General features: G+C 40.7%; 25 protein-coding genes and 1 riboswitch. Of the genes, 8 read left to right on the forward strand and 17 right to left on the reverse strand.

Annotated elements, in window-relative coordinates; genetic code table 11:
• The first annotated feature begins 2 nt into the window (after window positions 1-2).
• Genes Q4550_RS00360 through Q4550_RS00370 form a run of 3 tightly spaced genes read left to right on the forward strand, consistent with a single transcriptional unit; the run spans window position 3 to window position 2436 of the window.
• Window positions 3-575, forward strand: coding sequence for a DeoR family transcriptional regulator (locus Q4550_RS00360; protein WP_303529303.1), 573 nt, complete (start codon window positions 3-5; stop codon window positions 573-575).
• Between the two features lie 14 nt (window positions 576-589).
• Complete coding sequence (locus Q4550_RS00365; protein WP_303529306.1) at window positions 590-1981, forward strand: PepSY-associated TM helix domain-containing protein; 1392 nt, start codon at window positions 590-592, stop codon at window positions 1979-1981.
• A 17-nt stretch (window positions 1982-1998) separates the two neighbouring features.
• Window positions 1999-2436 carry a FixH family protein gene (locus Q4550_RS00370; protein ID WP_303529309.1) on the forward strand — a complete coding sequence of 146 codons (438 nt, stop codon included), beginning with the start codon at window positions 1999-2001 and terminating at the stop codon, window positions 2434-2436.
• Window positions 2437-2472: 36 nt separating this feature from the next.
• Here the strand turns inward: Q4550_RS00370 and Q4550_RS00375 are convergent, their stop codons facing one another.
• Window positions 2473-2895 (reverse strand): DUF1801 domain-containing protein, encoded by a 423-nt coding sequence (locus Q4550_RS00375; protein WP_303529311.1) that lies wholly within the window; start codon window positions 2893-2895, stop codon window positions 2473-2475.
• Window positions 2896-3162: 267 nt separating this feature from the next.
• Here Q4550_RS00375 and Q4550_RS00380 point away from each other — a divergent pair, with 267 nt between their 5' ends.
• Both Q4550_RS00380 and Q4550_RS00385 read left to right on the forward strand, forming a co-directional pair.
• Window positions 3163-3642, forward strand: a complete 480-nt coding sequence (locus tag Q4550_RS00380) for a site-2 protease family protein (protein ID WP_303529315.1) — start codon at window positions 3163-3165, stop codon at window positions 3640-3642.
• A 173-nt stretch (window positions 3643-3815) separates the two neighbouring features.
• Entirely contained in the window at window positions 3816-4373 is a 558-nt protein-coding gene (locus Q4550_RS00385) for an MEDS domain-containing protein (protein WP_303529318.1), read from the forward strand.
• Window positions 4374-4441: 68 nt separating this feature from the next.
• Here Q4550_RS00385 and Q4550_RS00390 read toward each other — a convergent pair whose 3' ends face one another.
• The 8 genes from Q4550_RS00390 to Q4550_RS00425 form a co-directional block, all read right to left on the reverse strand.
• Window positions 4442-5656, reverse strand: coding sequence for a threonine synthase (locus tag Q4550_RS00390; RefSeq protein ID WP_303529319.1), 1215 nt, complete (start codon window positions 5654-5656; stop codon window positions 4442-4444).
• Window positions 5657-5740: 84 nt separating this feature from the next.
• The gene (gene cysI, locus Q4550_RS00395; RefSeq protein WP_303529320.1) at window positions 5741-7450 is read right to left on the reverse strand and encodes an assimilatory sulfite reductase (NADPH) hemoprotein subunit; all 1710 of its coding nucleotides are present in this window, start codon (window positions 7448-7450) and stop codon (window positions 5741-5743) included.
• Window positions 7451-7474: 24 nt separating this feature from the next.
• Window positions 7475-9298 carry an assimilatory sulfite reductase (NADPH) flavoprotein subunit gene (locus tag Q4550_RS00400; RefSeq protein WP_303529321.1) on the reverse strand — a complete coding sequence of 608 codons (1824 nt, stop codon included), beginning with the start codon at window positions 9296-9298 and terminating at the stop codon, window positions 7475-7477.
• Window positions 9299-9460: 162 nt separating this feature from the next.
• A riboswitch (SAM riboswitch) is annotated at window positions 9461-9572 on the reverse strand.
• Window positions 9573-9738: 166 nt separating this feature from the next.
• Window positions 9739-9948 (reverse strand): hypothetical protein, encoded by a 210-nt coding sequence (locus Q4550_RS00405; protein WP_303529322.1) that lies wholly within the window; start codon window positions 9946-9948, stop codon window positions 9739-9741.
• Window positions 9949-10166: 218 nt separating this feature from the next.
• Window positions 10167-10985, reverse strand: a complete 819-nt coding sequence (locus tag Q4550_RS00410) for an ABC transporter ATP-binding protein (protein WP_303529324.1) — start codon at window positions 10983-10985, stop codon at window positions 10167-10169.
• 46 nt (window positions 10986-11031) lie between these two features.
• A complete protein-coding gene (locus Q4550_RS00415; RefSeq protein WP_303529326.1) occupies window positions 11032-11886 on the reverse strand; it encodes an MBL fold metallo-hydrolase in 855 nt (284 codons plus the stop codon).
• Window positions 11887-12034: 148 nt separating this feature from the next.
• Entirely contained in the window at window positions 12035-12976 is a 942-nt protein-coding gene (locus tag Q4550_RS00420) for an ornithine cyclodeaminase family protein (RefSeq protein ID WP_303529327.1), read from the reverse strand.
• Window positions 12977-13048: 72 nt separating this feature from the next.
• Window positions 13049-13939, reverse strand: coding sequence for a DMT family transporter (locus Q4550_RS00425; protein ID WP_303530451.1), 891 nt, complete (start codon window positions 13937-13939; stop codon window positions 13049-13051).
• A gap of 161 nt (window positions 13940-14100) precedes the next feature.
• On the opposite strand from Q4550_RS00425, the gene Q4550_RS00430 reads away from it, so the two are divergent.
• Window positions 14101-14655, forward strand: coding sequence for a helix-turn-helix domain-containing protein (locus tag Q4550_RS00430; RefSeq protein WP_303529329.1), 555 nt, complete (start codon window positions 14101-14103; stop codon window positions 14653-14655).
• A gap of 45 nt (window positions 14656-14700) precedes the next feature.
• Here Q4550_RS00430 and Q4550_RS00435 read toward each other — a convergent pair whose 3' ends face one another.
• The 8 genes from Q4550_RS00435 to Q4550_RS00470 form a co-directional block, all read right to left on the reverse strand.
• Window positions 14701-16209 carry a M1 family metallopeptidase gene (locus tag Q4550_RS00435; protein ID WP_303529332.1) on the reverse strand — a complete coding sequence of 503 codons (1509 nt, stop codon included), beginning with the start codon at window positions 16207-16209 and terminating at the stop codon, window positions 14701-14703.
• A 210-nt stretch (window positions 16210-16419) separates the two neighbouring features.
• On the reverse strand, window positions 16420-17082 hold the full coding sequence (locus tag Q4550_RS00440; protein ID WP_303529334.1) for a DUF2642 domain-containing protein: 663 nt from the start codon (window positions 17080-17082) through the stop codon (window positions 16420-16422).
• A gap of 25 nt (window positions 17083-17107) precedes the next feature.
• Complete coding sequence (locus tag Q4550_RS00445; RefSeq protein ID WP_303529337.1) at window positions 17108-18463, reverse strand: arsenic transporter; 1356 nt, start codon at window positions 18461-18463, stop codon at window positions 17108-17110.
• Window positions 18464-18711: 248 nt separating this feature from the next.
• Window positions 18712-19179, reverse strand: a complete 468-nt coding sequence (locus Q4550_RS00450) for a DUF2691 family protein (protein ID WP_303529338.1) — start codon at window positions 19177-19179, stop codon at window positions 18712-18714.
• A 95-nt stretch (window positions 19180-19274) separates the two neighbouring features.
• The gene (locus tag Q4550_RS00455) at window positions 19275-20192 is read right to left on the reverse strand and encodes an aldo/keto reductase (RefSeq protein ID WP_194220937.1); all 918 of its coding nucleotides are present in this window, start codon (window positions 20190-20192) and stop codon (window positions 19275-19277) included.
• A 138-nt stretch (window positions 20193-20330) separates the two neighbouring features.
• The gene (locus Q4550_RS00460; RefSeq protein WP_303529340.1) at window positions 20331-21824 is read right to left on the reverse strand and encodes a PH domain-containing protein; all 1494 of its coding nucleotides are present in this window, start codon (window positions 21822-21824) and stop codon (window positions 20331-20333) included.
• Window positions 21821-22318 (reverse strand): PH domain-containing protein, encoded by a 498-nt coding sequence (locus tag Q4550_RS00465; protein WP_303529342.1) that lies wholly within the window; start codon window positions 22316-22318, stop codon window positions 21821-21823. Before Q4550_RS00465 ends, Q4550_RS00460 begins: the two co-directional genes overlap by 4 nt.
• Window positions 22319-22330: 12 nt before the next feature.
• Window positions 22331-23521: a DUF418 domain-containing protein gene (locus Q4550_RS00470; protein WP_303529344.1), complete on the reverse strand. Its 1191-nt coding sequence runs from the start codon at window positions 23519-23521 to the stop codon at window positions 22331-22333.
• 209 nt (window positions 23522-23730) lie between these two features.
• On the opposite strand from Q4550_RS00470, the gene Q4550_RS00475 reads away from it, so the two are divergent.
• On the forward strand, window positions 23731-24303 hold the full coding sequence (locus Q4550_RS00475) for a hypothetical protein (RefSeq protein ID WP_303529345.1): 573 nt from the start codon (window positions 23731-23733) through the stop codon (window positions 24301-24303).
• A gap of 21 nt (window positions 24304-24324) precedes the next feature.
• Window positions 24325-24531, forward strand: a complete 207-nt coding sequence (locus Q4550_RS00480) for a helix-turn-helix domain-containing protein (RefSeq protein ID WP_194220932.1) — start codon at window positions 24325-24327, stop codon at window positions 24529-24531.
• The last annotated feature ends 61 nt before the right edge of the window (window positions 24532-24592 follow it).

The following is a 24592-nucleotide window of genomic DNA, read 5'->3' on the forward strand; positions in this document are numbered from 1 at the left end:
GAATGCTACCAATTGAACGAAAGCAACAAATTTTAACATGGATTGAGAAAGAAGGTACGCTTAAAATCTCGGACATTAGCAAACGATTAAGCGTTTCTGAAATGACAGTTTATCGAGATATTAAACCGCTCATCGAAGAATCTAAGGTTGAAAAAACAGCCAACGGCATTGCACTGAAAACACGTACAGAAATTCCATCTGATGTATGCGCTTACTGCCTCAAGCATGTAAGTACACGTTTATCTGTACAGCTCATCAAGCACAACCAGCAAATTGAACATACATGCTGTGCTCACTGTGGTCTTCTTCGTTATCGAGATATTGAGAAGGAAGTCTCTCAAATTATATGTAAAGATTTTTTGAAAGACACCACGATTAGCGCAAAAGTGGCTACGTATTTGTTGAATGCTGAGCTAAATCTTAACTGTTGCCAGCCTCAAGTGATGGCTTTTGACTCTTTGAAACACGCCAAACAGTTTCAATCCGGATTCGGTGGAGAAGTATATACTTTTGAGAAGGCCATTAAGGAGATCGTACGAGAAATGGAAGGAACGTCCTGCTGTCATAAAAACTGAAGAGGTGTCGTTACATGGAAGCAGTCAAAGTAGAGCAACACGTAAATAAAGAGGAAAAACGATCTCACCAAAAGAAGAAAGCTTCTTTTTACCAAACAGTATGGAGATGGCATTTCTATGCAGGTATTATCTTCGCCCCATTTCTCTTAATCCTGGCGTTTAGCGGAGGGGTTTATCTTTTCAAACCACAAATTGAAACAATGCTTTATCAAGATATGTATTATGTAGAAGCTCAAAGTACTGCGATGGCCCCAACTGAATTAGTGAACAATGTAACAGAAGCCAATCCACGTGGAACGGTTACTTCGATTCGATTCTATGACGATCCTACCCGTACCGTAGAAATTGGGTTAATGGAGAATGAACAACTGTCTTCTGTCTTCGTAAATCCATACAGTGGATCGATTGTTGGTTCACTAAATAATGAAGAGAAATTCACGGAAATCTTCAAGAAACTACATAGCGAATTAATTGTTGGAGGAACGGTTGCTAATCGACTCGTTGAGCTAGCCGCTTGCTGGGCGGTTATCCTTCTCTTAACTGGTTTATACATCTGGTGGCCAAGAAAGAAAGCCTCGATTTTTGGAACGGTTATCCCACGATTCAAGAGTAAAGGCAGAACGTTCTGGCGCGACCTTCATGCTGTCCCTGCTTTTTGGCTCTCGATTTTTATCGTTATTTTAATTGCAACAGGACTTCCATGGTCAGGTGTAATGGGAGAACAAATCAATCGCGTTGCGACATCAACAAATACTGGTTATCCCCCCTTTACGTTTGGGGAGAAACCTGACTCTCTTACATTAACAAAAGATGTTGCCGAGGACATCCCATGGGCAGCTGAGAACGTATCTGTTCCGGAATCTGCGTTAAGCGGATATGTTCCGCTGGCACTAGAAGAAATGACGGCTCTAGCAAATGAAGAAAGTATTGAAAAACCTTACACGATCTCAATGCCTCAAGGGGAAACTGGTGTCTATACCGTCTCAACTTCTCACACGAAACCAGGAGACAATGCCACCCTCCATGTTGATCAATATTCAGGAGAGATCCTTGCCGATGTTCGTTTCTCTGATTATGGGGTAATGGCCAAAGGAATCACGCTTGGTATAGCTCTCCATGAAGGTCGACTATTTGGACTTATGAATCAAATCATTGGACTTATTGTCTGTATTGGATTAATCGGTGTAGTAATTAGTTCGTTCATCATGTGGCGTAAGCGGAAACCTACTGGTCATTCAGGTGCGCCGAGAAGTTCCATAGATAAGCGAACAACTCGGACTGTGTTTGCGATTATGATCGTTCTTGGCGTCATTATGCCACTCGTCGGCCTATCCATTATCATCGTTTATTTACTCGACAAATTTATATTTCCACTCGTTACGCCATTAAAAGCGTGGATTCACTAGAAGATGGGAGAAACGGCATGAAGAACATTACATTGTCTATGCTCCTCTGTTTAACTTTAATTACTGCTTGTACTGCAACCGAAGATACAACAAATCCCGTCCTTCAAGCGGATATTCAATTACCAGAACAATTAACATTAAATACACCCTTCACGCTTGCAGTAACATTAACTAATGACGAACAACCAGCAGAAGTGATTTTCAACATTTGGAAAGCTGGAAGTAAGAATACGACTAGAGTCCTTCAAGCAGAAAAAAGCGAGGATAATCTTTATACGGTAACAACGCATTTCGAAGAGGAAGGTCTTTATTACGTTCAAACGCAGATCTCAGCTGGCGAACTCCGCGCAATGCCCAAGAAGCAGTTTATTGTAGGAAAGCTTAGTGATGATGAAATCAATACGCTAACGAAACAAGCAGATTACCCTAAGAATGTAGAAAATCACCATCATTGATCAGATAAGCCGCCCCCTCTAGGGAGCGGCTTTTCTTTATTTAGGCGGATAGAGCTTCTGCATATAATCGACTGACTGATCGATAAGCTCTTTCAATACACCAAGATCAATGTCCGCAAGCTTATTTACATAAACACAGGCCTTCCCTGTTGTATGCTTGCCTAATCGTTCTAAAGCTTCCTCGCGCTCTGGTTCTCCTTGAGCGAGATACAAACTAATCTTAGCCTTCCTAGGAGAAAATCCAACGAGCGGTGCATCCCCCTCATGCCCCGTAGCGTATTTATAATGATAACTTCCAAATCCAATAATACTTGGTCCCCACATTTTCGCTTCATACCCTGTCGTTTCAGTAAAAAGATCTAACAAACGATAGCCATCTTCTCGCTTCTTTGGATGATCAACGCTTTCAATGAATTCAATCACACTATTATCCGTTTCTTTCGTTTTCAGTTCATACATCAATATCCCCCCTCTTTTCATTACTTTCACTTTATATCTACTCCGCTCATTCGCTAATTCCTTTTTATTTGCTCTTGTTCAACAAGGGCAAACTTCGAAAGCTTATTACCGCGATGAACTTATAAGTAAAAATGTATCAAGAGTATTTCTTTTATTACCGTTTCATGTTTCTTATCGAAAATCAGTTAGGAAACGGGTAAACCGGGAACGTTCCTCTTTATAGTCATACCGAACTAGCATTGATACTTACATCTCGGAGGTATAACCATGTTTACTTTAAATGATATTCCAATGTTCTTTGTGAATTTCTTCATAATTCTTCCTATCGTCACTCTTATTCATGAAGCAGGTCACGTGCTCATAGCGCGGCTGTTTGGAGGTAAGGTGAAATTTTGCATCGGTACAGGACGTACACTGTTTCATATAGGACCTCTGGAAATTAGAAGAAAGTATTTCATGGAAGGTTGGTGCCAATACGAAGAATTAACCTACAATAAGACGTGGGCACACGTTGCAATCTATTTAGGTGGCAGTCTATTCAACCTCATCGTGATTTTAATTATTAACTATTTAATCATCTCGAACACAATACCTGTTACGCTATTTTTCTACCAGTTCACATACTTCTCTATCTATTTCATTTTCTTCTCACTTATGCCTTTCCGAAATGACAATGGAAGACCAAGTGATGGGATGGCAGTATTCGATGTTCTTCGATACGGAAAATCCGTCGATCCAATTGATTAGAAATAAATGATAAGAGCCAGATCCTGTTCTCACACAGTATCTGGCTTGTTTCCATTTCGTACCATTATTCTCATTCCTATCGAAATGAAAACCCCAAACCTACTCATAACACCATATATCTATTCGAAGAATTGTAGTAAAATAAAGGTAGAAGAAAACAAAGGGGTGATCACTTGACTAGCAAGATGAACCAGTTGTTCGAGGAGCAGAGGAGTGTTCATGTGCTTTATGCCTACCATGGGGTGAAGAATTACCTGGAACAAGTCGTTAGTTATACTGAAATAGGGGTCGCAAACGGAGATTATGTCATCTTAATCGAAAATGACCGCCTGTATCCGATGATTGAGAAAGAATTATCGTCAAGGTTAACCGCTAACGAAATGAAGTTTGTCCACAGAGTGAACAGCTTCGACTTTTACTTTTCTAGCGGCAGTTATCACCCTCCTGCCATTCATGAATATTTCAAAAAGACCGTTCAACCTTATGTGGAATCTAATCTCTCCTTCCGCTCATGGGCACATGTGGAATGGGCCTCGATGGAAGAGCCTCTTCACCTTATAGAAGACTTCGAAAAAATTGTAGACGAAGCAGTAAACGACCTTTCTTTCCCTCTTATTTGTGCATACGATGGAGAAAGAATGCCAGATTACCTCATTAACATTTTGATGGAAACCCACCCTTACGTGTTAATGGAAGAAGAATTTTTCACTTCAAAACAATATTTAGCTTAAATAGAAATGCACCCCTCTAAGGAAATCTCAGAGTGGTGCATTAGCTTTGATAAGGCTAAACGATGAGACTAGACGTTGATTCTTTCATTCGTCTCCATTGTTTTAACATTTACTTCAAAAGCATCTGGATATTTAATACCAACACCTGTGTTTAAACAAATGACCTGTTCATCTTCTTTGATCCAATTTCGTTCCCTTAATCTTTCCGCAGCAGCGAATGTACTCGCGCCTTCAGGACAAATGAATTGCCCTTCTAACGCAGCAACTTCTCGCTGAGATATTCGAATGGCTTCTTCAGAAACAGTAACGGCACACCCTTCTGTTTGATAGATCGCATCCAACACAAGAAAGTCTCCGATCGCTTTAGAGACGTTTATACCAAATGCATGCGTCGTTGAATTTTCCCAGAACTCAGACTCCGTTTTCCCTTCTTCGAATGCCTTCACAATAGGGGCACACCCCTCCGATTGCACAGCAACTAACCTTGGAAGTTTTTGACCCTTAATCCAACCAAGCTTTTGAAGCTCAAGAAACGCTTTATAGATCCCGATAAGACCAACGCCACCACCTGTTGGATAAAGAATCACATCAGGAAGCTCCCAATTCAGCTGTTCCGCTATTTCATACCCCATCGTTTTTTTTCCTTCAATGCGATAGGGCTCTTTTAGGGTAGATGCATCATAAAATCCTTGCTCTTTCACGAGATCACCAACTATTTTACCAGCGTCACTTATTAACCCGTTGACCAAATAAAGATGAGCACCAGAAATACTCACTTCTTTTCTCGTAATCTCAGGTGCATCAACAGGCATAACGATATGAGCTTCCAACCCAGCCTTTGCTGCATAAAGTGACCAGGCAGCTCCTGCATTTCCATTTGTTGGCATCGCAAGGTTCTGAACGCCAAGCTCCTTCGCCTTCGAAATGCCGACTGCCGCTCCCCGAGCTTTAAATGAACCAGTTGGCACCATTCCCTCGTTTTTTATGTATAAGTTTGAGAGATTCATTTTCTGACCAAGGGATGGTAGTGGCAGGAAAGGCGTCATCCCTTCTTCGAAACTTACTTTATTCTTTTCTTCTTTAACAGGAAGTAATTCATGATAGCGCCAGAGCGACTGTTCTCTTCCGGTTATCATTTCCTTCGTAAGATGCTTTTTCACTTCATCAAGGTCATATTCGACAAGAAGTGGTGAACCACAAATACAAAGCTGTTGAATCGTATCTGAATCATAAGTCTCGTTGCACTTTGGACATGATAAATGAGAAACCATACTGTACGGCATTAAAGCACCTCCAACGATTTAATGAAAGACGTGTTGAAACCCAAAGTTCACACGTGATGAACTTCGGGCTTCATTTCGTCATAACTAGCTATGAAAATCAAGTCCTGATCGCACTTCTTCCACATATCCTGCTCGAATCACATAATCACCGAAATGCTCATGCTCCTCTTTTTCTTTCGCATAGTTAAATAGAATCGGTTTTAATGACGCAAGAATTTCTTCTTCGCCAATGTTTTCTTTATAAAGCTTGCTGAGACGATCCCCAACAAACCCTGCTCCCATGTACATATTGTACTTACCAGGTGCTTTCCCAATAAAGGCAATCTCCCCAAGCGTAGGGCGTGAGCAGCTATTTGGACAACCGGACATGCGGATCACGATTTCTTCTTCTCTCAGTCCCGCTTCATCCACGATCTCTTCAATCTTATCAATGAGAGAAGGTAGATAACGCTCTGCTTCTGCCATCGCTAGGCCGCATGTGGGGAACGCCACGCAGGCCATCGAATTACGGCGCAGTGCTGAATTCTGTTTTCCATCTGTTAAACCATATGTTGCCACAAGTTCATCAATCTCTGCTTTCTTCTCCTCTGATACATTCGCTATGATGAGATTCTGGTTCGGCGTTAGTCTGAAATCCCCTTCGTGAACCTTTGCGATCTCCCGAAGTCCTGTCATAATCTGATAATCTTCTAAATCCACAATACGACCATTTTGGATAAAGAGCGTTAAATGCCACTTGCCATCACCCTTTACCCATCCATAGCGATCACCATTATGATCGAAATGATAAGAACGAGCTTCTTCTAGTTCATAACCCAGTCTATTATTCAATTCGTTCCGAACCCAGTCGAGTCCTCTTCGATCGATCGTATATTTGAAGCGAGCGTTCTTCCGCTCTGAGCGATTGCCATAATCCCGCTGAATTGTAATGATTTTCTCAGCAACATCAACAATCTTTTCAGGTGTACAGAAACCAATGATACGGGACAGTTGAGGATACGTACTTGTGTCCCCATGCGTCATGCCCATGCCACCGCCTACTGCGACATTAAATCCTTGGAGCTTGCCATCTTCAAGAATTGCAATAAACCCCAGATCCTGTGAGAAAATATCCACGTCGTTTGATGGTGGAACAGCGACACCGATTTTAAACTTTCTCGGCAAGTAATGCGGACCATACATTGGCTCAATTTCCTCTTCTTTTCGATCAAGTACTTTTTCTTCGTCTAACCAGATTTCATGGTACGCTCTCGTTCTCGGTAGAAGATCATCGCTTAGCTTCCGTGTCCATCCATGCACCTCGGCATGAATATCCGATTGATATGGATTGGCATTACACATCACATTACGATTCACGTCACCACATGCCGCAAGAGAATCCATGAGAACTCGGTCCATCGCCTGAATGCTTTTCTTCATATTCCACTTCAGAATCCCATGCATCTGGAACGTTTGGCGCGTTGTTAGCTTTAGCGTTCCATTTCCGTATTGATTCGCAAGATCATCCATTACTAACCATTGTTCTGGCGTAGCTACTCCACCAGGTAGTCGCACTCGAACCATAAACTGATAAGCTGGCTCAAGCTTCTGCTGTTTTCGCTCTTGACGAATATCGCGATCGTCCTGCATATAGCTCCCATGAAATTTTAATAGTTTAGTATCTGCGTCTGGGATGGAAGCGGTGATGGGATCCGCAAAGCTTTTCACAAGCGAGCCGCGTAAGTAATCACTTTCGTCTTTAATCTTCTCCATTTCACTCGGTTTGCCGTCTTCTGTTACCGTCTTATTCGACATGACCAATCTCCTTCCCTGATGCGCTTAGTACACATCGCGCTGGTAGCGTTTCGCGTTTCGTAGATCTGCAAGATAAGCTTCTGCTTCTGACTCACTGAAATTCCCCTGTTGCTCTAAAATATTAACAAGTGCCACGTGAACGTCTTTTGCCATATACTTTTCATCTCCACATACATAGACGTGCGCACCTTGTTGAAGCCACTCATATAGTTCTTTACTTCGCTCGAGCATGCGGTGCTGAACATAAACTTTCTCCTCTGTATCACGTGAAAAGGCGACATCCATTCGCGAAAGCACCCCATCTTTCAACCATTTTTGCCATTCGACTTGATAAAGAAAGTCTGTGACAAAATGCTGTTCACCAAAGAATAGCCACGTTTCTCCACTTGCGCCACTTTCTTCTCGCTCTTGTAAGAATGCCCGGTACGGAGCTACGCCAGTGCCTGCGCCTATCATAATGATAGGGGTGTCAGGATGATCCGGAAGTCTAAAGTTTTGATTTCGCTGCACAAATACTGGGAGTGTATCCCCCGCTTGTGAGCGCTCTGCGCATTGGCCAGAGCATACGCCCGTACGAGTTCGACCATGTGCATCATACCTTAGTGCGCCAATTGTGAGATGAACTTCATCTGGATTTGCGTTTGAACTGCTTGCGATCGAATAAAGACGAACCGGAATTTTGCGCAGAACGTTTACGAACTCCTGTACCGAGACGGTCCACGGTCCGTAGTCCTTCACCAAATCAATTAAATCTCTACCGTAAAGGTATGTTTTTAGTTCTTCGCCTTCCGCTTCAACCATGCGCTTAAGTTCAGAACTTGATGTCAGCTCTGCGACCTTCTTGAGCAATGGCTTTGTGAGACTCGTAATCTCATATGTTTTCGTTAAAGCTTCTTCAAGTGGCTGAACGTCACCCTGTTTGTTCACCGTAACCTGTTCTTCTCGCTTCCAGTTCATTTCATCGATTAGCTGACGGACAAGAGCAGTATCATTCTCCGGGTAAATACCAAGGCTATCACCCGGCTCATATTCAAGGTTCGATCCTTCAAGATCAAGCTCAATGTGCCGCGTTTCTTTATTCGATCCACGTCCATTTAAATTAACATTCTCAAGAATTTCGGCTTTGAATGGATTAGTTCTGGAATACGTCTGACTCGACTCATCAGGTTTTGTTTCAGAAGTCGATTCTCTCGTAGACTGATCTTCTTTCAATACTCCCGTCACGCCTTCGAACCATTCTTCTGCCGGCTCTTCGAAATCAAGATCACAATCTACACGAGGATAAAGCCTTGTTGCACCTAATTCTTCAAAGCGCTTGTCAAAATCTTTCCCGGTTTGGCAGAAAAACTCATAGGAGCTATCACCAAGTGATAAGACAGAGAATCTGAGACCTTCTAATTCAGGGGCTCTCTTACTTTGAACAAAGTCATGGAAGCTTAACGCATTATCAGGAGGATCGCCATCTCCGTGGGTGCTTGTAATCAATAATAAATCTTCTACTTTTTTAAGCGACTTTGGCTTAAAATCATCAAGCGATGAAAGGGTAACGTTGAATTTCTCGTTTTCCAATCGCTCAAAGAAAGATTCCGCTAGTGACTGACAATTGCCAGTATGTGAGCCATAGAAAATCGTAAGCTCACGTGTTTTTGCTTCTTGTTTCGAGAATGCTTCTGAAGCAGAAACACCTTGAGCAACCGTCTCAGTAGCTGCCGCAGCTTCAGAGCTTCCTGGTACGGAAAGATATCCGCTCAGCCATATTTTCTGCGTCTCATTTAATGTTGGTAAGAGACGATTTAAAAGCTCCGTTTGTTCATTGTCAAAAGGGCTATTCACAACCTGTAACTGCAATACAATCCACCTCACAATACTCATTTTTAATTCAATGTAATGAAAGTAGTTTACTCGGAATTAAGCGTAAATAAATTCGTCTGCATTCCCCCTAACCCATTCAACACAAAAAACCTCTCTTCTAAAATATAAGAAGAAAGGTTTGTAAGTACGAAGCCAGTCTTCTTATCTTTCAGGATAAACCTGCTGGATTTGGCACAGTATGAGATGAAGAATCATCTCATCGGTTGCCGAAGCTTCATAGGGCCAGTCCCTCCACCTCTCTTGATAAGAAATATTGCTATCAAATTGTAAATGACAATGATTGGTTCAAATGTTATCTCGTGCTCGAATAAAAGTCAATATATTATTAGAAAATTATCATCATTCAATTAACTGAATGGCGATAACACCAGGAATCTTCATGAAAAATAATCCAAATGATTCAGGTCTTTTATCCCTCACGTTGCCCCCTCTAGTATCCTATTCCGCATGCGCATGAAATCAATCGCATTGGCCATGACAAGAGATAGAATCATAAGATTCATCAACCAAACGGAGTAGTCAAAAGGCAGCACCAACAAGAGAAAAGCCGTGAAAGAAAAAACACCGGAGCGAATGACATGATCTTTAGATGTGACGTTAACTTTATTTCCACGTTTCCATTTCAACAAGTTCACCGCAATACCAAATATCGATAGCAGCATGCATATGACATATGACTACAGTGAAAGGTCGTAATCCACTATAAAAATCGTAGACGATAGAAACAGCGTCAATACCGTATATCGAATCGCGATTTCTTTATGCGTTAGCGAATCAAAATCCTTCAATACATTCCTCCTTTTGACAATGATTGAATTTGGACATTTCTTGAGATACACGGTCCTTATGTAGATGGATAAGCTGGCTTCATCTCATTTGAAATCACCTGAACCCAAGGCCGCTCTCTGTTCCACGTCACTTCTAAAGGGACGCCCATACTTTTACTAAGATGTTCAGCTGTTAACACATCTTTCTTCTTGCCATTCACTGCAATTCGACCATTTTCCATAATCATAGCGTGAGTGAATACGGGACAAATCTCTTCAATATGATGAGTGATATACAATATGGTTGGACCCTCTTTCTTCTTTCCAAGTCGTTCAACCTGAGCTAATAACTGTTCGCGTGAATACAGATCCAGTCCGTTGCACGGTTCATCTAGAATAAGAAGCTTTGGAGAAGCCATTAACGCTCTTGCAATCAAGATTTTCTGCTTCTCTCCTTGAGAGCAAATTCGAAAAGGTTTGCCGCGTAAATGAGCAATCCCCCATTCTTGCATCACCTTCATCGCTTGCGATTCATCCTCTTCTGTCACCTGCTCATAAAGTCCAGCTGAGGCAAACTTCCCGCTAATCACAACATCTGTTACTTCCTGCATGGGAGAAATACGCTCAGTGAAAGCGTTGCTCACCCAGCCAATAGATTTTCTAAGTTCATTCAAATCAGTTTTTCCAAGACGCTGCCCTAATACTTCAACGATGGGATCATATCGAAGTAGGGGCCAGATCGAGCCGTGAATTAACTGAAGTAGCGTCGTTTTACCTGATCCATTTAATCCGACAATGGCCTGATGCTGTCCTTTCTCTACCGAAAAAGAAATATCTGATAAAATCATCTGTTTCTCACGTGTGTAATAAGCATTTTCTACATGAATGATTGCCATACATCTCACTCCGTTCTTTGAAGAAAGTCACTCCAACTAGCGCTTTTTACATCGTATACCCGTTAGCAAATTCTTGAATCACTTCAAGCTCCTCTTCGTGTGAGTCTCTGCCAACGTTATGCTCATACAACTTTTGCATCCGTGTAACATCACCGTCGCACTCCTCAGTAATAGAAGCAACAGCACGTAAAAGGTTCACTTCGTTCTTAAAATCCTCCTTAGAGATTGCCTCCCCGTGTGATAAGATGAACCATTCTGCCTCAAAGCTTTCTAACTGATCAAGGAGTCGAGTTGTTGTGTTAACAGTGTAATTGACTTTTTCTGAAAAAATATCAGGATAAAAGCAGTCTCCAAGAAATAGGATTTTCTCTTCCTTCATATAAATCACAACCGAATCAGCCGCGTGATCGCCCCCAACTGGCTTAAGAATACATGTGACACCACCAAGATCAATCTCCATTTTCTCTCCAAACGTTATATCTGGTAGCGTAATGGTAATATCTCGAGAACCCACAAATTCCTTCTTAATCGCATTTGCACAAAATTCAATTTCAGTGCCTTCTTTCACCCGCTCATCCAACTCAACATCAGACCATCCTAACGGAATAAGCTTACTAATTTCCTCTTTCGTCTGATGGGAGGATAAGGAGACAGCATCTTTAAGCACCGATAGTCCAAAAATATGATCCCAATGCCAATGAGTAAGCGTGACCATATCTGGTTCCTTGATTCCTTTTTCCGATAGCTCTTTTAGAAAATAACGAGCATGGTCCTCTGAATTCCCAGCATCGATCATCAGAGACTTTCTATCTCCAATTACCATCCCGAGAATCGGTCGATCCGTATCGGCTACGGGCGTTTGGTAGTAAAAACGAGTGCCGATTTGCTTAATCTGTTGCATAGTATAACCTCCATAACCGACCATATTTTTCGAAATTTTTAATTCTTTTCATCATATCACTATAGGAAGCCACTGCTCAATTCTTATCCTTAACGACGATAGTATAAAAAAAGCGATAGTACCTTTCCTGGCACTGTCGCTCTCATCATCACTTCGAATTCATCTTTTCATACAGCGTCTTCGTCACAATCAAATCAAAAATCGCGATGCCAACTGTTTTAAAGAGAAGTCCTTTTTCATTCAGGTTGTCTGGTCGATGATTTTGTTGAATGATTTCTTCTAACGCCAGAGAATCAGACTCCTGTCTGCCGAGTTCCCGCGCACGAATCAAATCGCCAGATTCATGAAAGCCTCTTCGCGTATCAACATACAGAGCGTCAACAGACTTGAGAAATGAATCCGGAAGCTCCTGCATCGTTGGTTTAAAGGATCCAACTGCCACTACCAATTTACCGTCCCACTCTGAAGCTTCAAGTTCAGGTAGCACAGGATTCGTTGATGTTGTCGTTGTGACGACAATGTCTGACTGTAGGACTAACGTTTCAATCGAAGCCTCTTCTACAATTAAGTAAGGATACGATTCTTGAGCTTTTTCTATAAATGACGATACTTTTTCTTTGCTTCGATTTGCCACGTACACCTTCTCAATCGGTCGAACTGCCATGGCTGCTTGAAGATGACTCCATCCTTGCGTACCGAGGCCAATGACGCCAAGTGTTTTCGCGTCTGGTCTTGATAAGTATTTCATTCCAAGCCCACCTAATGCTCCTGTTCGAAGAGCTGTGATTTTCATAAAATCACAATACATCAATGGCGCAAGGGTCTTGCGATCATTTAAGATCATCATTCCGTGAATCGTTTCTTTCCCATGCTTCCAATTGTCAGGAGCAACGCCCGCCAGCTTCACAGATTGGTAGTTTCCATAAAAGGAGGGCATAAGTAGAAACGTATTGTCCCCATCTTCTACATGCATTCGTTCAGGTGTCACTTCACTCTGGTCTTCTTCTGTTAAATAATACGCTTCAATCGATTCGATTACTTCTTGCATAGATAGGTTCTGTTCGATTTCTTGTCCTGAAAGAATATTCATATGTACCTCCTATAGTTAAGCCACTCTACGTTCAACATACCATTTCAAAGAAGTTGATTCCAAACAATCGTCTTATCCTTTTATTGATTTTTTATTTAATAGGTAAACACCTACCAAAATAACAACCATACCTCCCCAGTCACTTAACAAAATGACTTCATTCGCAAGAAATAAACCGATAAATAAGGCTACCACCGGAGGAATATAGGTAACCGTTGACGCAACCACTGCACCTAACTTATTGACGATCACATAATACAATATATAAGCAAGTCCTGTTCCAACAATCCCAAGACCAATGATCACCCCAAGCAGCGCACCTGTGTCTGTTTTTATATCACTTATTCCTCCTAGGTCGCCAAATATTCCAAGAATCAATAGAGCTAGTATCATTTGGTAACTTGTGAGCGCTGCTGGTGAAATGTTGACATGTGATAAGAATCGTTTCGCATAAACAAAAGAAATCCCAACGGCTAGTGATCCGATTGTCATGTACAATACACCACTTAAATCAAGACCATCTTCCCCATTTACCCAGGGTTTGGCAATAAGTAAAACACCTATAAACCCAACAAACACTCCTGCTAATTTTCGTTTTGATAATCTTTCTTCTTTTAATATAAGAAACGTTATCAGCGTTGAAAATAATGGAATCGAACCACTCAAAGCCCCGGCAATACCGGAGTTTAATAGAGACGTTCCTTTCGCAAAACAATAGAAATAGACGACCGTAGCCAGTATCGCCATCATAAAAAAATGATGAACATATTTGAAGTGCTTAAACTTCATTTGTTTCGTCATAAGGGCATAACTGAGGACTGGGATGAGCCCTGCCAGTATGCGTAGAAAGACAATTTGTTCCGGAGTAATGATAACGGCAGCCCATTTCATAAACAGAAAATTCGTGCCCCAAATCAACCCCAATGAAAGATAGGCTAAATAATAAACGTTCCATGTCTTCACTCGTTCCAAGTCTGATTCTCTCTCCTTTCCCAAAAGCTTATCTGATCTTTTTGATACCATTTTAAAATGGTATAATTATCATATTGAACAAAAAGAACAATATATTAATTTACTATATTGTACAATATGATCATTATATTGTATACAAAAGGAGAATAAGATTGGAACATATCCAGGGAATGATCTCAAATAACTTAAAAATGCTTCGACAACGACATAAGCTTAGCCTTGATGATGTAGCGTCTATGTCAGGTGTGAGTAAGAGTCTGATTCGTCAAATCGAAAAGGAAGAATCCAATCCAACGATTACAACGCTATGGAAAATTGCCAATGGGTTAAAAATCCCTTTTAGTTCACTAATTCAATATGAAATGCCTGATACGGAAATCGTTCGAAAAGTTAACATCTCTCCTCTTAAAGACGACAAGGATTTGTACCGACTGTATCCTTCCTTTGCTTATGAAGACCACAAGCCGTTTGAAATGTATATGGTTGAATTAGATCCTGGGGCTTTAATGGAATCAGGCCCCCACCGCTCTGGCACAATTGAATGCATGACTGTCGTAAGTGGAACTTTAACGATGATCATCGAAAACCATCGTCATACGCTCCAAAAAGGCGACTCTATTAAATTCAACGCAGACCGCGTTCACTCTTACATGAACGAAGGTGATGAAGAAATTCAATTAAGCATGACAATCTATTATCCTTCATAAAAAAAGGACTAAATCGAATTCGATTTAGTCCTTTTTCTCATGATCTTATTCCTGATCTGATAAATACACCCGATGATCTCGGAAGAACGGCATCAAATCCCGATCTGTTGATTTTTCCATCGAAGAAATAAAGTCTCTAGTAGTCGAAATGCCGAATTTCTGTTGCTTAAAATAACGCTGCATTGCGTCATAGAAAGTCTCATCTCCTAGCTCCTGACGAAGGTCGTTGATCGTACTTGATCCATAGTTATAGATCATATAATAATATGCGCTGATCCCTCCTTCATCAGCACGGGCAGTGAAGTCTGCGATCTGACTGGATAGGTGATAATCTTGATCCGGATGAGGAGCGACATCTAGATCATCTAGATCGCCATCATAAAGTGCCGCTGCAAAGCTTGCGAATGATTCGTCTAGCCACGGCTCATCATATTCATTGTTTCCGATAATTCCGTAGAACCACTGATGTCCAATTTCATGAGCATTCACTGACTTCGCCCAATCAAGCGGCCGATCTCCTGCGAGACTAATCATCACGAGCTGTGGGTATTCCATCCCACCAAACCAGCCTTCCATCGTCACGATATCAAGCTCTGGCCACGGGTATTTACCGAATTTCTCACTGAACAGTGCAAGGCTATCAACACCAGACTCGAGTAGGGACGCAGCATACTTCGCGTGTTCACTAGAATAGTAGACATTCACTTTGATGCCATTCACTTTCGAAGAGATGACGCGGTAATTTGGGTTCATTTCCATCGCAAAGTCGCGAACATCCTTTGCCTTATAGCGATGCGTCGCCTGATCTCCTTTAATAACAGGCTTTCCAACTTCTTCTCCTGTCGCCGCGATGACTTGTTCTTTATCAGTCGTCACGGTGACATCATACTTTCCAGAGAGAGAATAAAACGCTTCACCATACGGATAATACGGATCGACATTCCAGCCTTCATCATCGTAAACGCTTAAAATCGGGAACCAGTTGCCCATTGAAACGGTATCACCATACCAGCCAAAGCGATCCTGCTGTTCTGGTAAACTCACTTGAAAGTTCATCGTAACGGTCGATTTCTTATTTTTCGGTAGCGAAAGGTTTTGAATATGTAGTGCCGTTTCGTTTACCTCAAACGTTGCTTTCTTACCGTTTACTTTGATTTTGGAAACATCCATACTTCCGCCATTCTCTTCAAAAGTTTCCGCATTTCCCCAAAGATTGAAGTATAACTCACTTAAATTGTTTTTGATGTTGTTTTTGAACGTTACTTCAAGTGTCCCTTTTACTTTGTGCGTCGTGGCATTATAATCTACATCCATCACATACGAAGGCTTTGTTGGGCCAAGTACCCCTTCTTGCTTAGATGGTTTTTGAAGCTGAAACGGCTGCTTCGGTAATTGAATGCTAGGCGAATCAGTAGGAACGTAAGCCCCCTCCCCCTCAAGCATCAATTCTTTCGTATCAGGTTCAGCTGCACTTGCTGGTAGCGCAAGCCCCATTAATAAGCTGCCTGCAGCAACCCCCTGCAGAAGCTGCTTCATCACTCGCTTTCCCTTCACACAAATCCCTCCTTAGTTATTTCACTTAAGAATTTCTGGATTTAAGGAGGGGTTACCTTGAAACAAACGACTCATTTATGGAAAAATTATCTAGTTATTTCGTAGGTGTAAGAAGTGAATTCCCATTTATTCACCTCTTACTAGACCATCCATCATAGGAAGTTTGTCTGCTAAACGCACAAAAAAAGGTCAGGTACGAACCTGACCCCATTAAGGCAATTGCACAGATTTAATATGGTTTAATCTTAAATAAACAGCCTCTCCACTAGCATTCGCTAGTTCAACGAAATTATTTTCTACTTTCGTTAATAAGCCAATTTTAGTTGGATCGCTTCCTGCATCAAACACGACAAGCTTTCCTTCATCTTTCTTTAACTGTTCTTCAAATGATCGAAGCAATGGGATATTAGACGGATTAACTGGCAGTTTTTCGTTTGAAAGCGTATAGGGTGTATTGTTTTGGCTGTATGGGGTTATCCACTTTATATGACTTAAGGGTAGATACATTGTTTTATAAACTGGGGAATAAAATGAGATGTAATTACTCAGAACGTTCGTAATATATCCATGGAAAGATAAGTTTCCAGTCGCATAAATTTCAGTAAAGATTCCTTTCGCGTTCATGAGTATTTTCCGATACGAAATCGAATCGATGTCATCCGAAAGTGAAGGTGCACTTGGGCTTTCGACAGTATCTGATTTCGTATAGCGATACAGTTTATGAACATGCAGCAGCGGTAAGTAGAGATAATTTTCCCCGTTGAAAAGGACGAGAATGTCTGGTCCAATATCCGTAAGAATTCCGATAAACATTGTTCCTCCAGAAATTTTCACTTCCACATGTTTTCCTAATAAATTAACTAGTCGATCCATTCAAACAGGCTCCTCTCCAAGATTCTTACCCAAATATCAGCTGCACCCAATAGAATAGTAGAAACAGTGTAAAAACAGTCGTTAGAGGAATGACGATAAAAGATACGCTCATGTAATCTTTCCACGTCACTTTAATATGATACTGTCTCAAAATATGCATCCAAATCAAGGATGCAAGCGTTCCGATTGGCAATAGCAAGGACCCCATGTCGCTTCCGATAATATTGGCAAGGTAAATGGTTTTTAATGTGATCGGGTCTAATCCCATTTCCGTTAACGCAATTGTTCCAACCATTAGAGCAGGGTGGTTATTAAAGAGGTTGGAAAGAACGGAGACTAACCCTCCCATAATGAAACTAGCTGCTAACAATCCTTGGTTGACGATCGGATTTAACATGTCCACAAGCAATGCGGTTAACCCTGCATTATGAAGTCCGTAGATAATCACGTACATCGAGAAAGCAAATATTAAAATGTGCCACGGCGTTTTCTTAATGATATCAATAGGATTTGTGCCGAGTGCATACCATCTCCACACGAGCAAGACAGCTGATCCAAGAACAGCAACGAGTGCAATGGGGATCGCGAAGTAAGATGCGACAAAGAGAAGACAGCGCATTATAAAAACAAATAGGAGAAGCTTGATCATAAACTGCGTGCGTTTCTTTTTCGTTTCTACGGAAATCTTCCCTTTTAACGGATGAAAATGCTTCGAAAAGAACATCTCTTCAATGTCATAAGCCGCACCTGGAAGTTCTTTAGGAAGTTTCTTTTTCAGGACGAAAAACATAAATGATGACATAAAGATCAATCCTAAAGTTGCAGGCACAAACATCATCGCCGTATGCATATAAAGCGTCATATGGACAATTTCTAAAGCGATCAGATTAACAATGTTACTCACACCGATCGGAGCACTGGAAGCTGTCGCGATGAGTGCACCACTTAACAAATAAGGAATCATTTGATGTGGCTTTAAACGAAGGTTTTTCAGTAGCAATATTAAGATTGGAGTTGTAATTAAAATGCTTCCATCGTTATTAAATAGTAGAGTCATTAAGAAACAAAGCAACTGAATGTACCAATATAAACGATAGCCCGATCCCTTCGAAAGAACAGCTAGTCTTGCAGCTGCCCAGTGAAAGAAGCCAAAACTTTCTAATATAACAGCCATGACAATCGTCGCCATTATCGTAATGGATGCGCCACTTATTTTACTTAGGATATCAGCTATATCTCCAAGGGATACAGTTCCAGTTACTAAGATGATGAGGGCTCCGATCGAGGCTGGCCATGCTTCATTTATCCCGCCCGGTCTCCAAAATATGACCATCATTGTTACGACGAACACTAATATGGGTATTCCTATGCCTAATGACATATCTAGCCGCCTTTCTTAATCTAGTAAAAAGCTCTTACATGTCCCACCTTGTATAGTTATATTCATTTCGCGTCAAAAGGGATAGGTTTTTGAAGCTAAAATCCTAAAATGTACCTTTGACTCTCCATGGCAGATGTCCGGTCGAGATACTCGTCCATAAATAAAATTCCATATAAAAACAAGCCAGAACGCCTTTTACTAAAGGAATTCTAGCTTGTTTATCGTTAATTTGTATTACGCTTTCGTTCTTACCATACAGGAAGTCCTGTCCTCTCATCATTTTCATCAGTTAGATAGGCTACTTCCAGGTATCCCTTTCTTTTAGCATGATAGAATAACGTTTCACTTAGTACGTTATCTTTACAATATACGGTAACAAAAGTGCCATCAACTATAAGTAAAACAAACTCGCAATCGCTTTCCTTAAAATCCTTATACATCTCTAATCCCTTAGGTACCGAACCTTTCGGAAAAGCTTTTAGATTAGCAAAAATCACATAGGAGAGCTGTTCTTCTATTTTCTTTTGAAGAAGCTGACCTTCCAAATGCAAGGTTTTGTGATTAAACAGCGGCTCACCTAACTCACCATCAACTACATAGTAAGCCTCTTCATCCTTGACCAGCCAATTAAAAGCTGATACATCGATTGGAATCAATATATCCCTCAGAAGGTAACCCTGTTTATTCGGAACCTCAAAAGTAATTCCCGTGATCATTAACTCTCCTCTTTCTGTTAAGAAACATAGTAAACCTAGAAATGCGCATTTCCTTATCATCAGAATGACGCTCTAAAACGAACAATCATTTTATCTTATGGAAGCTTATTCCCTGCAGCACGATAAAGCTCATACCACTCTTCTCTCGTAAGCTCCATATCAGAAGCTCTTGAAATATCCTTTAATCGTTCTGTGTTCATCGTGCCTACAACAGGCTGAATGTTGGCAGGATGACGTAAAATCCATGCGATCGCAATCGTTGAATCAGTCACATTGTATTTCTCTGCAAGCTCCTGAAGTTTTGCATTTACTTCTGGAAAGGCGTTGTTTCCAACGAATGGTCCTTCAATCATGCCGTGCTGAAATGGAGACCACGCTTGAATCGTAACATCGTTCAAACGACAGTACTCAAGAATGTTGCTATCGCGAACGACAGCTGGATCATTCTGCATGTTCACATTAAATCCAGCATCAATCATTGGCGTATGTACAATACTCAATTGAAGCTGATTGATGATTAAGTCATCCTTCAAATACTTCTTCAGCAGTTCCATTTGCATTGGATTTTGATTACTCACGCCAAAGTGACGAACCTTTCCGCTTTCTTTCAAACGAGAGAAGGCCTCGGCTACTTCCTCAGGCTCAAATAGGGCGTCCGGGCGATGAAGAAGCAAAGTATCAACGTAGTCAGTCTTTAGTCGACTTAGGCTTCCATCCACCGATTCAAGAATATGATCTTTGGAAAAATCAAAAAAGCCTTTACGAATACCGCACTTCGTTTGGAGCTTCATTCTCTCACGAAGATCATCGTTTGCAGAGATCGCATTTGCGAATACTTCCTCCGATTTCCCGCCACCATAAATGTCAGCATGATCAAACAAATCCACTCCATGGTCCATCGCATTCTCAATCACGTAAGCGGCATCCTTCTCACTAAGTTCGTTCATGCGCATACAACCTAGTGAAATCTCGCCAACTTCTAAATCACTCGTACCTAGTTTAATCTTTTTCAAAGAAATCACCTCGTTTAATTGATACTGTCATCCTATCATTCAGGTAAAGGAAAAGGTAATATTTAGACTTTTTTGTTATTGCGCTTTCAATGTTATAAATATATTTTGTACCCATATACCCATTGTTTCTCCCCTCTATCAGTTAACCAAATTTATTTCATCTCTTCTAGCCAGATACCATTTATAAAAGGAACCGGCGATTTCAAGCGGCACATCATCAATTCCCGAATGATGAACAGGCTTTGCTCGGTTAATCACTCCAACTGATGCAAGTCCAGCTATTTTCTGAAAAAAGCCTCGTGTTACATTAACTTCAATCACTTTACTTCTTTTTGATACAAATAAAGAAGTGGATAATCCACCCGTTTTAAATTGAACGAATGAAGCATTTAAAGTATATTTCGTATTGCGATAATCAAAGTACCTCATAAAACTGACGATCATAAGAAGCAATACTGAGAAAATCCACCAGGGGACATTCAGAACATCAGGCTTAAAGTACCACAATAATCCCGTTCCAATCATCCACAGAAAACTTGGTCGCAGTTCGCGAATCCAGAGCGAAGAAGGCGGCAATCGATCCATTTTTTCAGTTACCTGATACATTGGTAAAATTTCTTCGACCATCTCATATGCTTGTTGAACTGGTAGAAAGGGATAGAGTGAGTTGCTTTCAAGCTTCTCCTCATCCGCTCGCGATTCACCAACGCTCGTTAACTTCACCTCCGCAAGTCCAAACAAACGCTTGAGAAATGTTTGATTGATTTCAATCGCTTGTACACGGTGTTTTGAAATAGAAAATTTCGTAGCGTCAAGAACTCCTTTTTGAATGTAGATCTGCTCGTTATCTGATGAAATCTCAAACCCACCGTACCTTAAAAACGTACGGGATAGCCCAAAGCCAATGGATATGATCACAGCGGCGATAACGATTATGCCGATCACCCAACCTGACTGAAGAAGAAAGCCAATCAAACCTTCCGCATCCTTTTCCACACCGAAAATATCGTCAAGTTTAGAATAAAACCCTCCAACAACAGGTATAAGGAAAAGAAAACTTAAAGATGTAAACGAAGCTTTAACCAAATCTTTTTTTTGAGCCCGAAAATGAACAATCCGATCTGGTTGCTGTTTGTCTTCCTTTCCTTCCGATACTGTTTCAATCATAGGCCCTGCTTCAGAGTCTTCTACTGATTGGAGTGAAACATACCGTTTCAACTCCTCAGCATGGTTTCGTGAAACAACATCAAATTCTACCGCTGCCTCATCTCCCCTCATACCCGTTTCAAAGGTCAAGGAGGTGGTCCCAGTTAAGCGATGAAAGAAGGACGTGCGCTCGTTTACGTTTTCAATTTTCGAGAACGGAATCGTTCGTTTTGATTTCGTAAAGATCCCCTCGTGAAGATGGAATGCGTCATCAAGACGATATTTTTTCGTTAACCATTTCAGCGCAATCCGAATGAGCGATAATCCAAGTAGAATAAGGACCGCGGGGCGTCCGTATTCAAAGAAAAAGGAATCTGAATCACCTTTGATCAGAAAGAAATAGACTAGAAAGAAAATAGCGCTCTTTCCAAGTTTCCACGTATCAAATAAGAGTAGCCATGGGGAATACCTTTGCAAAGTTCTCATTCCCCCTCCTCCTTCACCTTCGCGTATCGGGCAATTTCATTCCGCAATTGAAAGGCTTCTTCTTTAGGTAACGCTGGAATCATATGTGATGAACCCATCGTCTCAATCGATAGCGCATATAACTGATATCTCCTTAATAGGGGACCTTGACTAGTGGCAACCGCTTGAATTTTGCTCATTGGCACAAGCTGATGCTCTTCATTGATTGCCCCATGTCTAAGCTTCAAGTACTCTTCATCTATTTCATATCGCCAGTGCTTATATTTCAACTTAGGATGAATAAAAACATCCCACATCGTCATGACTATCGTAATAATCAACGCGATCATTAAAAGCCACCTTACCCATCCCCACCAGGTGAACCGATCATCAAGATAAAAAAGAATACCCAAGACGAGAATACCAATACTATTTCCAATGATTGCATTTATCGTCCATACGCGCACAACCTCCTTCGCTAATTGGCGGTTTGGATTGCTAATTTCTGTCGACATACTGACACTCCTCTAACTTACTTTGATTTCATCATTCATCGGACGCTTTTGGTTCCTTCGAAAAGGATTCTCCAAATAAACAAACAAACGCATCACTTTCTCGAGCGGCCCCTGGTTAAAGCGTTTCAAGTAAAACGTACTTTCTATGACTTGGAAGATAAATAGAATGATTCCGAATAATATTGAAAACACCACGCCCATCTTTCCAAATAAACCAATCCCATAGCCATAAAAAATCGTTGTGCAAATTATCGTTTGTAAGATGTAATTGGACAGAGATAGCTTCCCAAGGCTCTCAAATCCCCTCATCCATTCACTTCCTTGAGAACGGCTGTATATGTACCCAAATAAACCGATGTATCCAATTGCAAGCACACTTCCTCCGATTAAACTCATATCCGGAACCCTGCTAATCTCCTTCGATAAATAAAAAGAGACTTTTAAGAGCAGACCAAGCGGAATAAAAAGAACTGACACGTACCAAAACCGTTTCATCTTACTTGAATCGAGCCAACGAACATGTCCCGCATACATTCCGAGGAGCATCATAGGAAGAAGGAGAAATGGAACGAAGAAAACCATCGCAATTTCTTCCCCTACGCTTAACTCCATTGGATCAACGTTGAGCCGATGATTCTTGATCTCTTGATAGTTTCCACTGCTATAAATGTTCACCATATCGTTCATATAAGCAGTCATCTTCGCTTCACTCATTAGAGGCACTTCCTCCCCGCCCCCTAAATAACTAACAAACGTTACGATTGAGAATAGTATTACACACCAGACAAGAATCGTTTTCCGCTTTCGATTAACAAAGAAAAGAAGCAGCATTCCCATCATTCCATAAAGAAAAAGAATATCGCCTTCCCATAGAAAAGTACTATGTAGCACACCCAAACCAATTAAAACCAAAAACCTCCGAAATAAATGCCATTTTACTCGTCGCTCTCTTTGCCTCAAACGATCTCTCATCAATATCAAAGAATACCCAAATAGAAATGTAAAGATCGGCATAAATGAATTTTCTACAAGGACTTTAAGGGTAACATACCCACCATAATCTACTGATGACAGATTAAAAAACGAGATCTCCTCTTTTCCAAATATCCCATATTGAAAGATTAATAGATTCGCTAACAATATCCCGAAAAGACTCCATCCTCTTAATGCATCCACAAGTCCATTTCTTTTTACATTTGTCACATTGTTTACCTCCTAAATTAGAAACTCACATACTTCCACTTCCATGTTTTAAATGATATTCCTTATATTTCCTAAATCAAAGATATCAGGTAAAATACCTATTTTCAATATATATTTATTGTTTTTCGATAAAAAACTATCGAAATGGAAGTGTGTTTGTAGTAAGATCAAGATAGGATAACTGGAATAACTTACAAAGGAGTTTTACTATGAAATGGAAATACGGTTTCAAACTATTATCTAGGATTTGTTTGATCTTGTTTTACATCATTGCTTTGTTGTCTATTTTTACAACAACGGAACATATAACAAGAATTTGGTTTTCTGGAAGTAGTTTTGAAAAATCATTTGGTATATACGAGCCTATATTTACTTACTTTGATCTTTCCTTTAATAAGCAACCAGAGTTGTTTAACAATACTTCTTTCTTAATTTTATCGTTTGTTTCAACAACCGCTTTTTGTAGCTTACTGTTGCTATTTCTATGGTTTCTTCAAAAACTATTAATGAATATTTACAAAGAAAATCTCTTTCTATACGAGAATGTCTCTCTTATATCAAAATTGGGATATACAATCTTATTCTTGGGGACCTTATCAACTTATACTGAAGAACAGTTAGCTTTAAAAGTTCTCGATCTACTGAAAATTACCAACGCTCAAATTAGTCTTTCTACTGGTGCCTATCTCGACACCATCATAGGCGGCGTCGTTCTCCTTCTCATCGCTTCTGCTCTTAAATTTGCAGTTAGCGCAGTGGAAGAAAATAAACAAACAATCTAACAATAAAGCAGGGGATTTACGATGATTCGAATAAAACTAGATGTCATGATGGCAGAGCGGAAAATGTCGCTGAACCGATTGTCTGAACTTGTTGGGATTACACCAGCGAATTTGTCGGTTCTAAAAAATGAAAAGGGAAAAGCCATTCGGTTTACGACTTTAGATGCGCTATGTCAGGCACTGGATTGCCAACCTGGAGATTTACTGGAATATATAGACGATGAATGAAGAGTGGATGCCGCTCTTCTTTTTTCTTAGCTATGCTTGCTTATGCTGTGAATTATCGTTT

Origin of the sequence: Anaerobacillus sp. 1_MG-2023, assembly GCF_030547345.1 — a bacterium.
GTDB lineage: Bacteria > Bacillota > Bacilli > Bacillales > Guptibacillaceae > Guptibacillus > Guptibacillus hwajinpoensis_B.

Bases quoted from the DNA above. Each gene is read 5' to 3' on its own strand.
- Q4550_RS00365 (WP_303529306.1), top strand. From the start codon at position 590: ATGGAAGCAGTCAAAGTAGAGCAACACGTAAATAAAGAGGAAAAACGA.
- Q4550_RS00415 (WP_303529326.1), bottom strand. From the start codon at position 11,886: ATGCAACAGATTAAGCAAATCGGCACTCGTTTTTACTACCAAACGCCC.
- Q4550_RS00475 (WP_303529345.1), top strand. From the start codon at position 23,731: ATGAAATGGAAATACGGTTTCAAACTATTATCTAGGATTTGTTTGATC.
- Q4550_RS00460 (WP_303529340.1), bottom strand. From the start codon at position 21,824: ATGAGAACTTTGCAAAGGTATTCCCCATGGCTACTCTTATTTGATACG.
- Q4550_RS00465 (WP_303529342.1), bottom strand. From the start codon at position 22,318: ATGTCGACAGAAATTAGCAATCCAAACCGCCAATTAGCGAAGGAGGTT.
- cysI (WP_303529320.1), bottom strand. From the start codon at position 7,450: ATGTCGAATAAGACGGTAACAGAAGACGGCAAACCGAGTGAAATGGAG.
- Q4550_RS00450 (WP_303529338.1), bottom strand. From the start codon at position 19,179: ATGATCACGGGAATTACTTTTGAGGTTCCGAATAAACAGGGTTACCTT.
- Q4550_RS00375 (WP_303529311.1), bottom strand. From the start codon at position 2,895: ATGTATGAACTGAAAACGAAAGAAACGGATAATAGTGTGATTGAATTC.
- Q4550_RS00380 (WP_303529315.1), top strand. From the start codon at position 3,163: ATGTTTACTTTAAATGATATTCCAATGTTCTTTGTGAATTTCTTCATA.
- Q4550_RS00390 (WP_303529319.1), bottom strand. From the start codon at position 5,656: ATGCCGTACAGTATGGTTTCTCATTTATCATGTCCAAAGTGCAACGAG.
- Q4550_RS00445 (WP_303529337.1), bottom strand. From the start codon at position 18,463: ATGTCATTAGGCATAGGAATACCCATATTAGTGTTCGTCGTAACAATG.
- Q4550_RS00410 (WP_303529324.1), bottom strand. From the start codon at position 10,985: ATGGCAATCATTCATGTAGAAAATGCTTATTACACACGTGAGAAACAG.
- Q4550_RS00420 (WP_303529327.1), bottom strand. From the start codon at position 12,976: ATGAATATTCTTTCAGGACAAGAAATCGAACAGAACCTATCTATGCAA.
- Q4550_RS00440 (WP_303529334.1), bottom strand. From the start codon at position 17,082: ATGGATCGACTAGTTAATTTATTAGGAAAACATGTGGAAGTGAAAATT.
- Q4550_RS00480 (WP_194220932.1), top strand. From the start codon at position 24,325: ATGATTCGAATAAAACTAGATGTCATGATGGCAGAGCGGAAAATGTCG.
- Q4550_RS00360 (WP_303529303.1), top strand. From the start codon at position 3: ATGCTACCAATTGAACGAAAGCAACAAATTTTAACATGGATTGAGAAA.
- Q4550_RS00370 (WP_303529309.1), top strand. From the start codon at position 1,999: ATGAAGAACATTACATTGTCTATGCTCCTCTGTTTAACTTTAATTACT.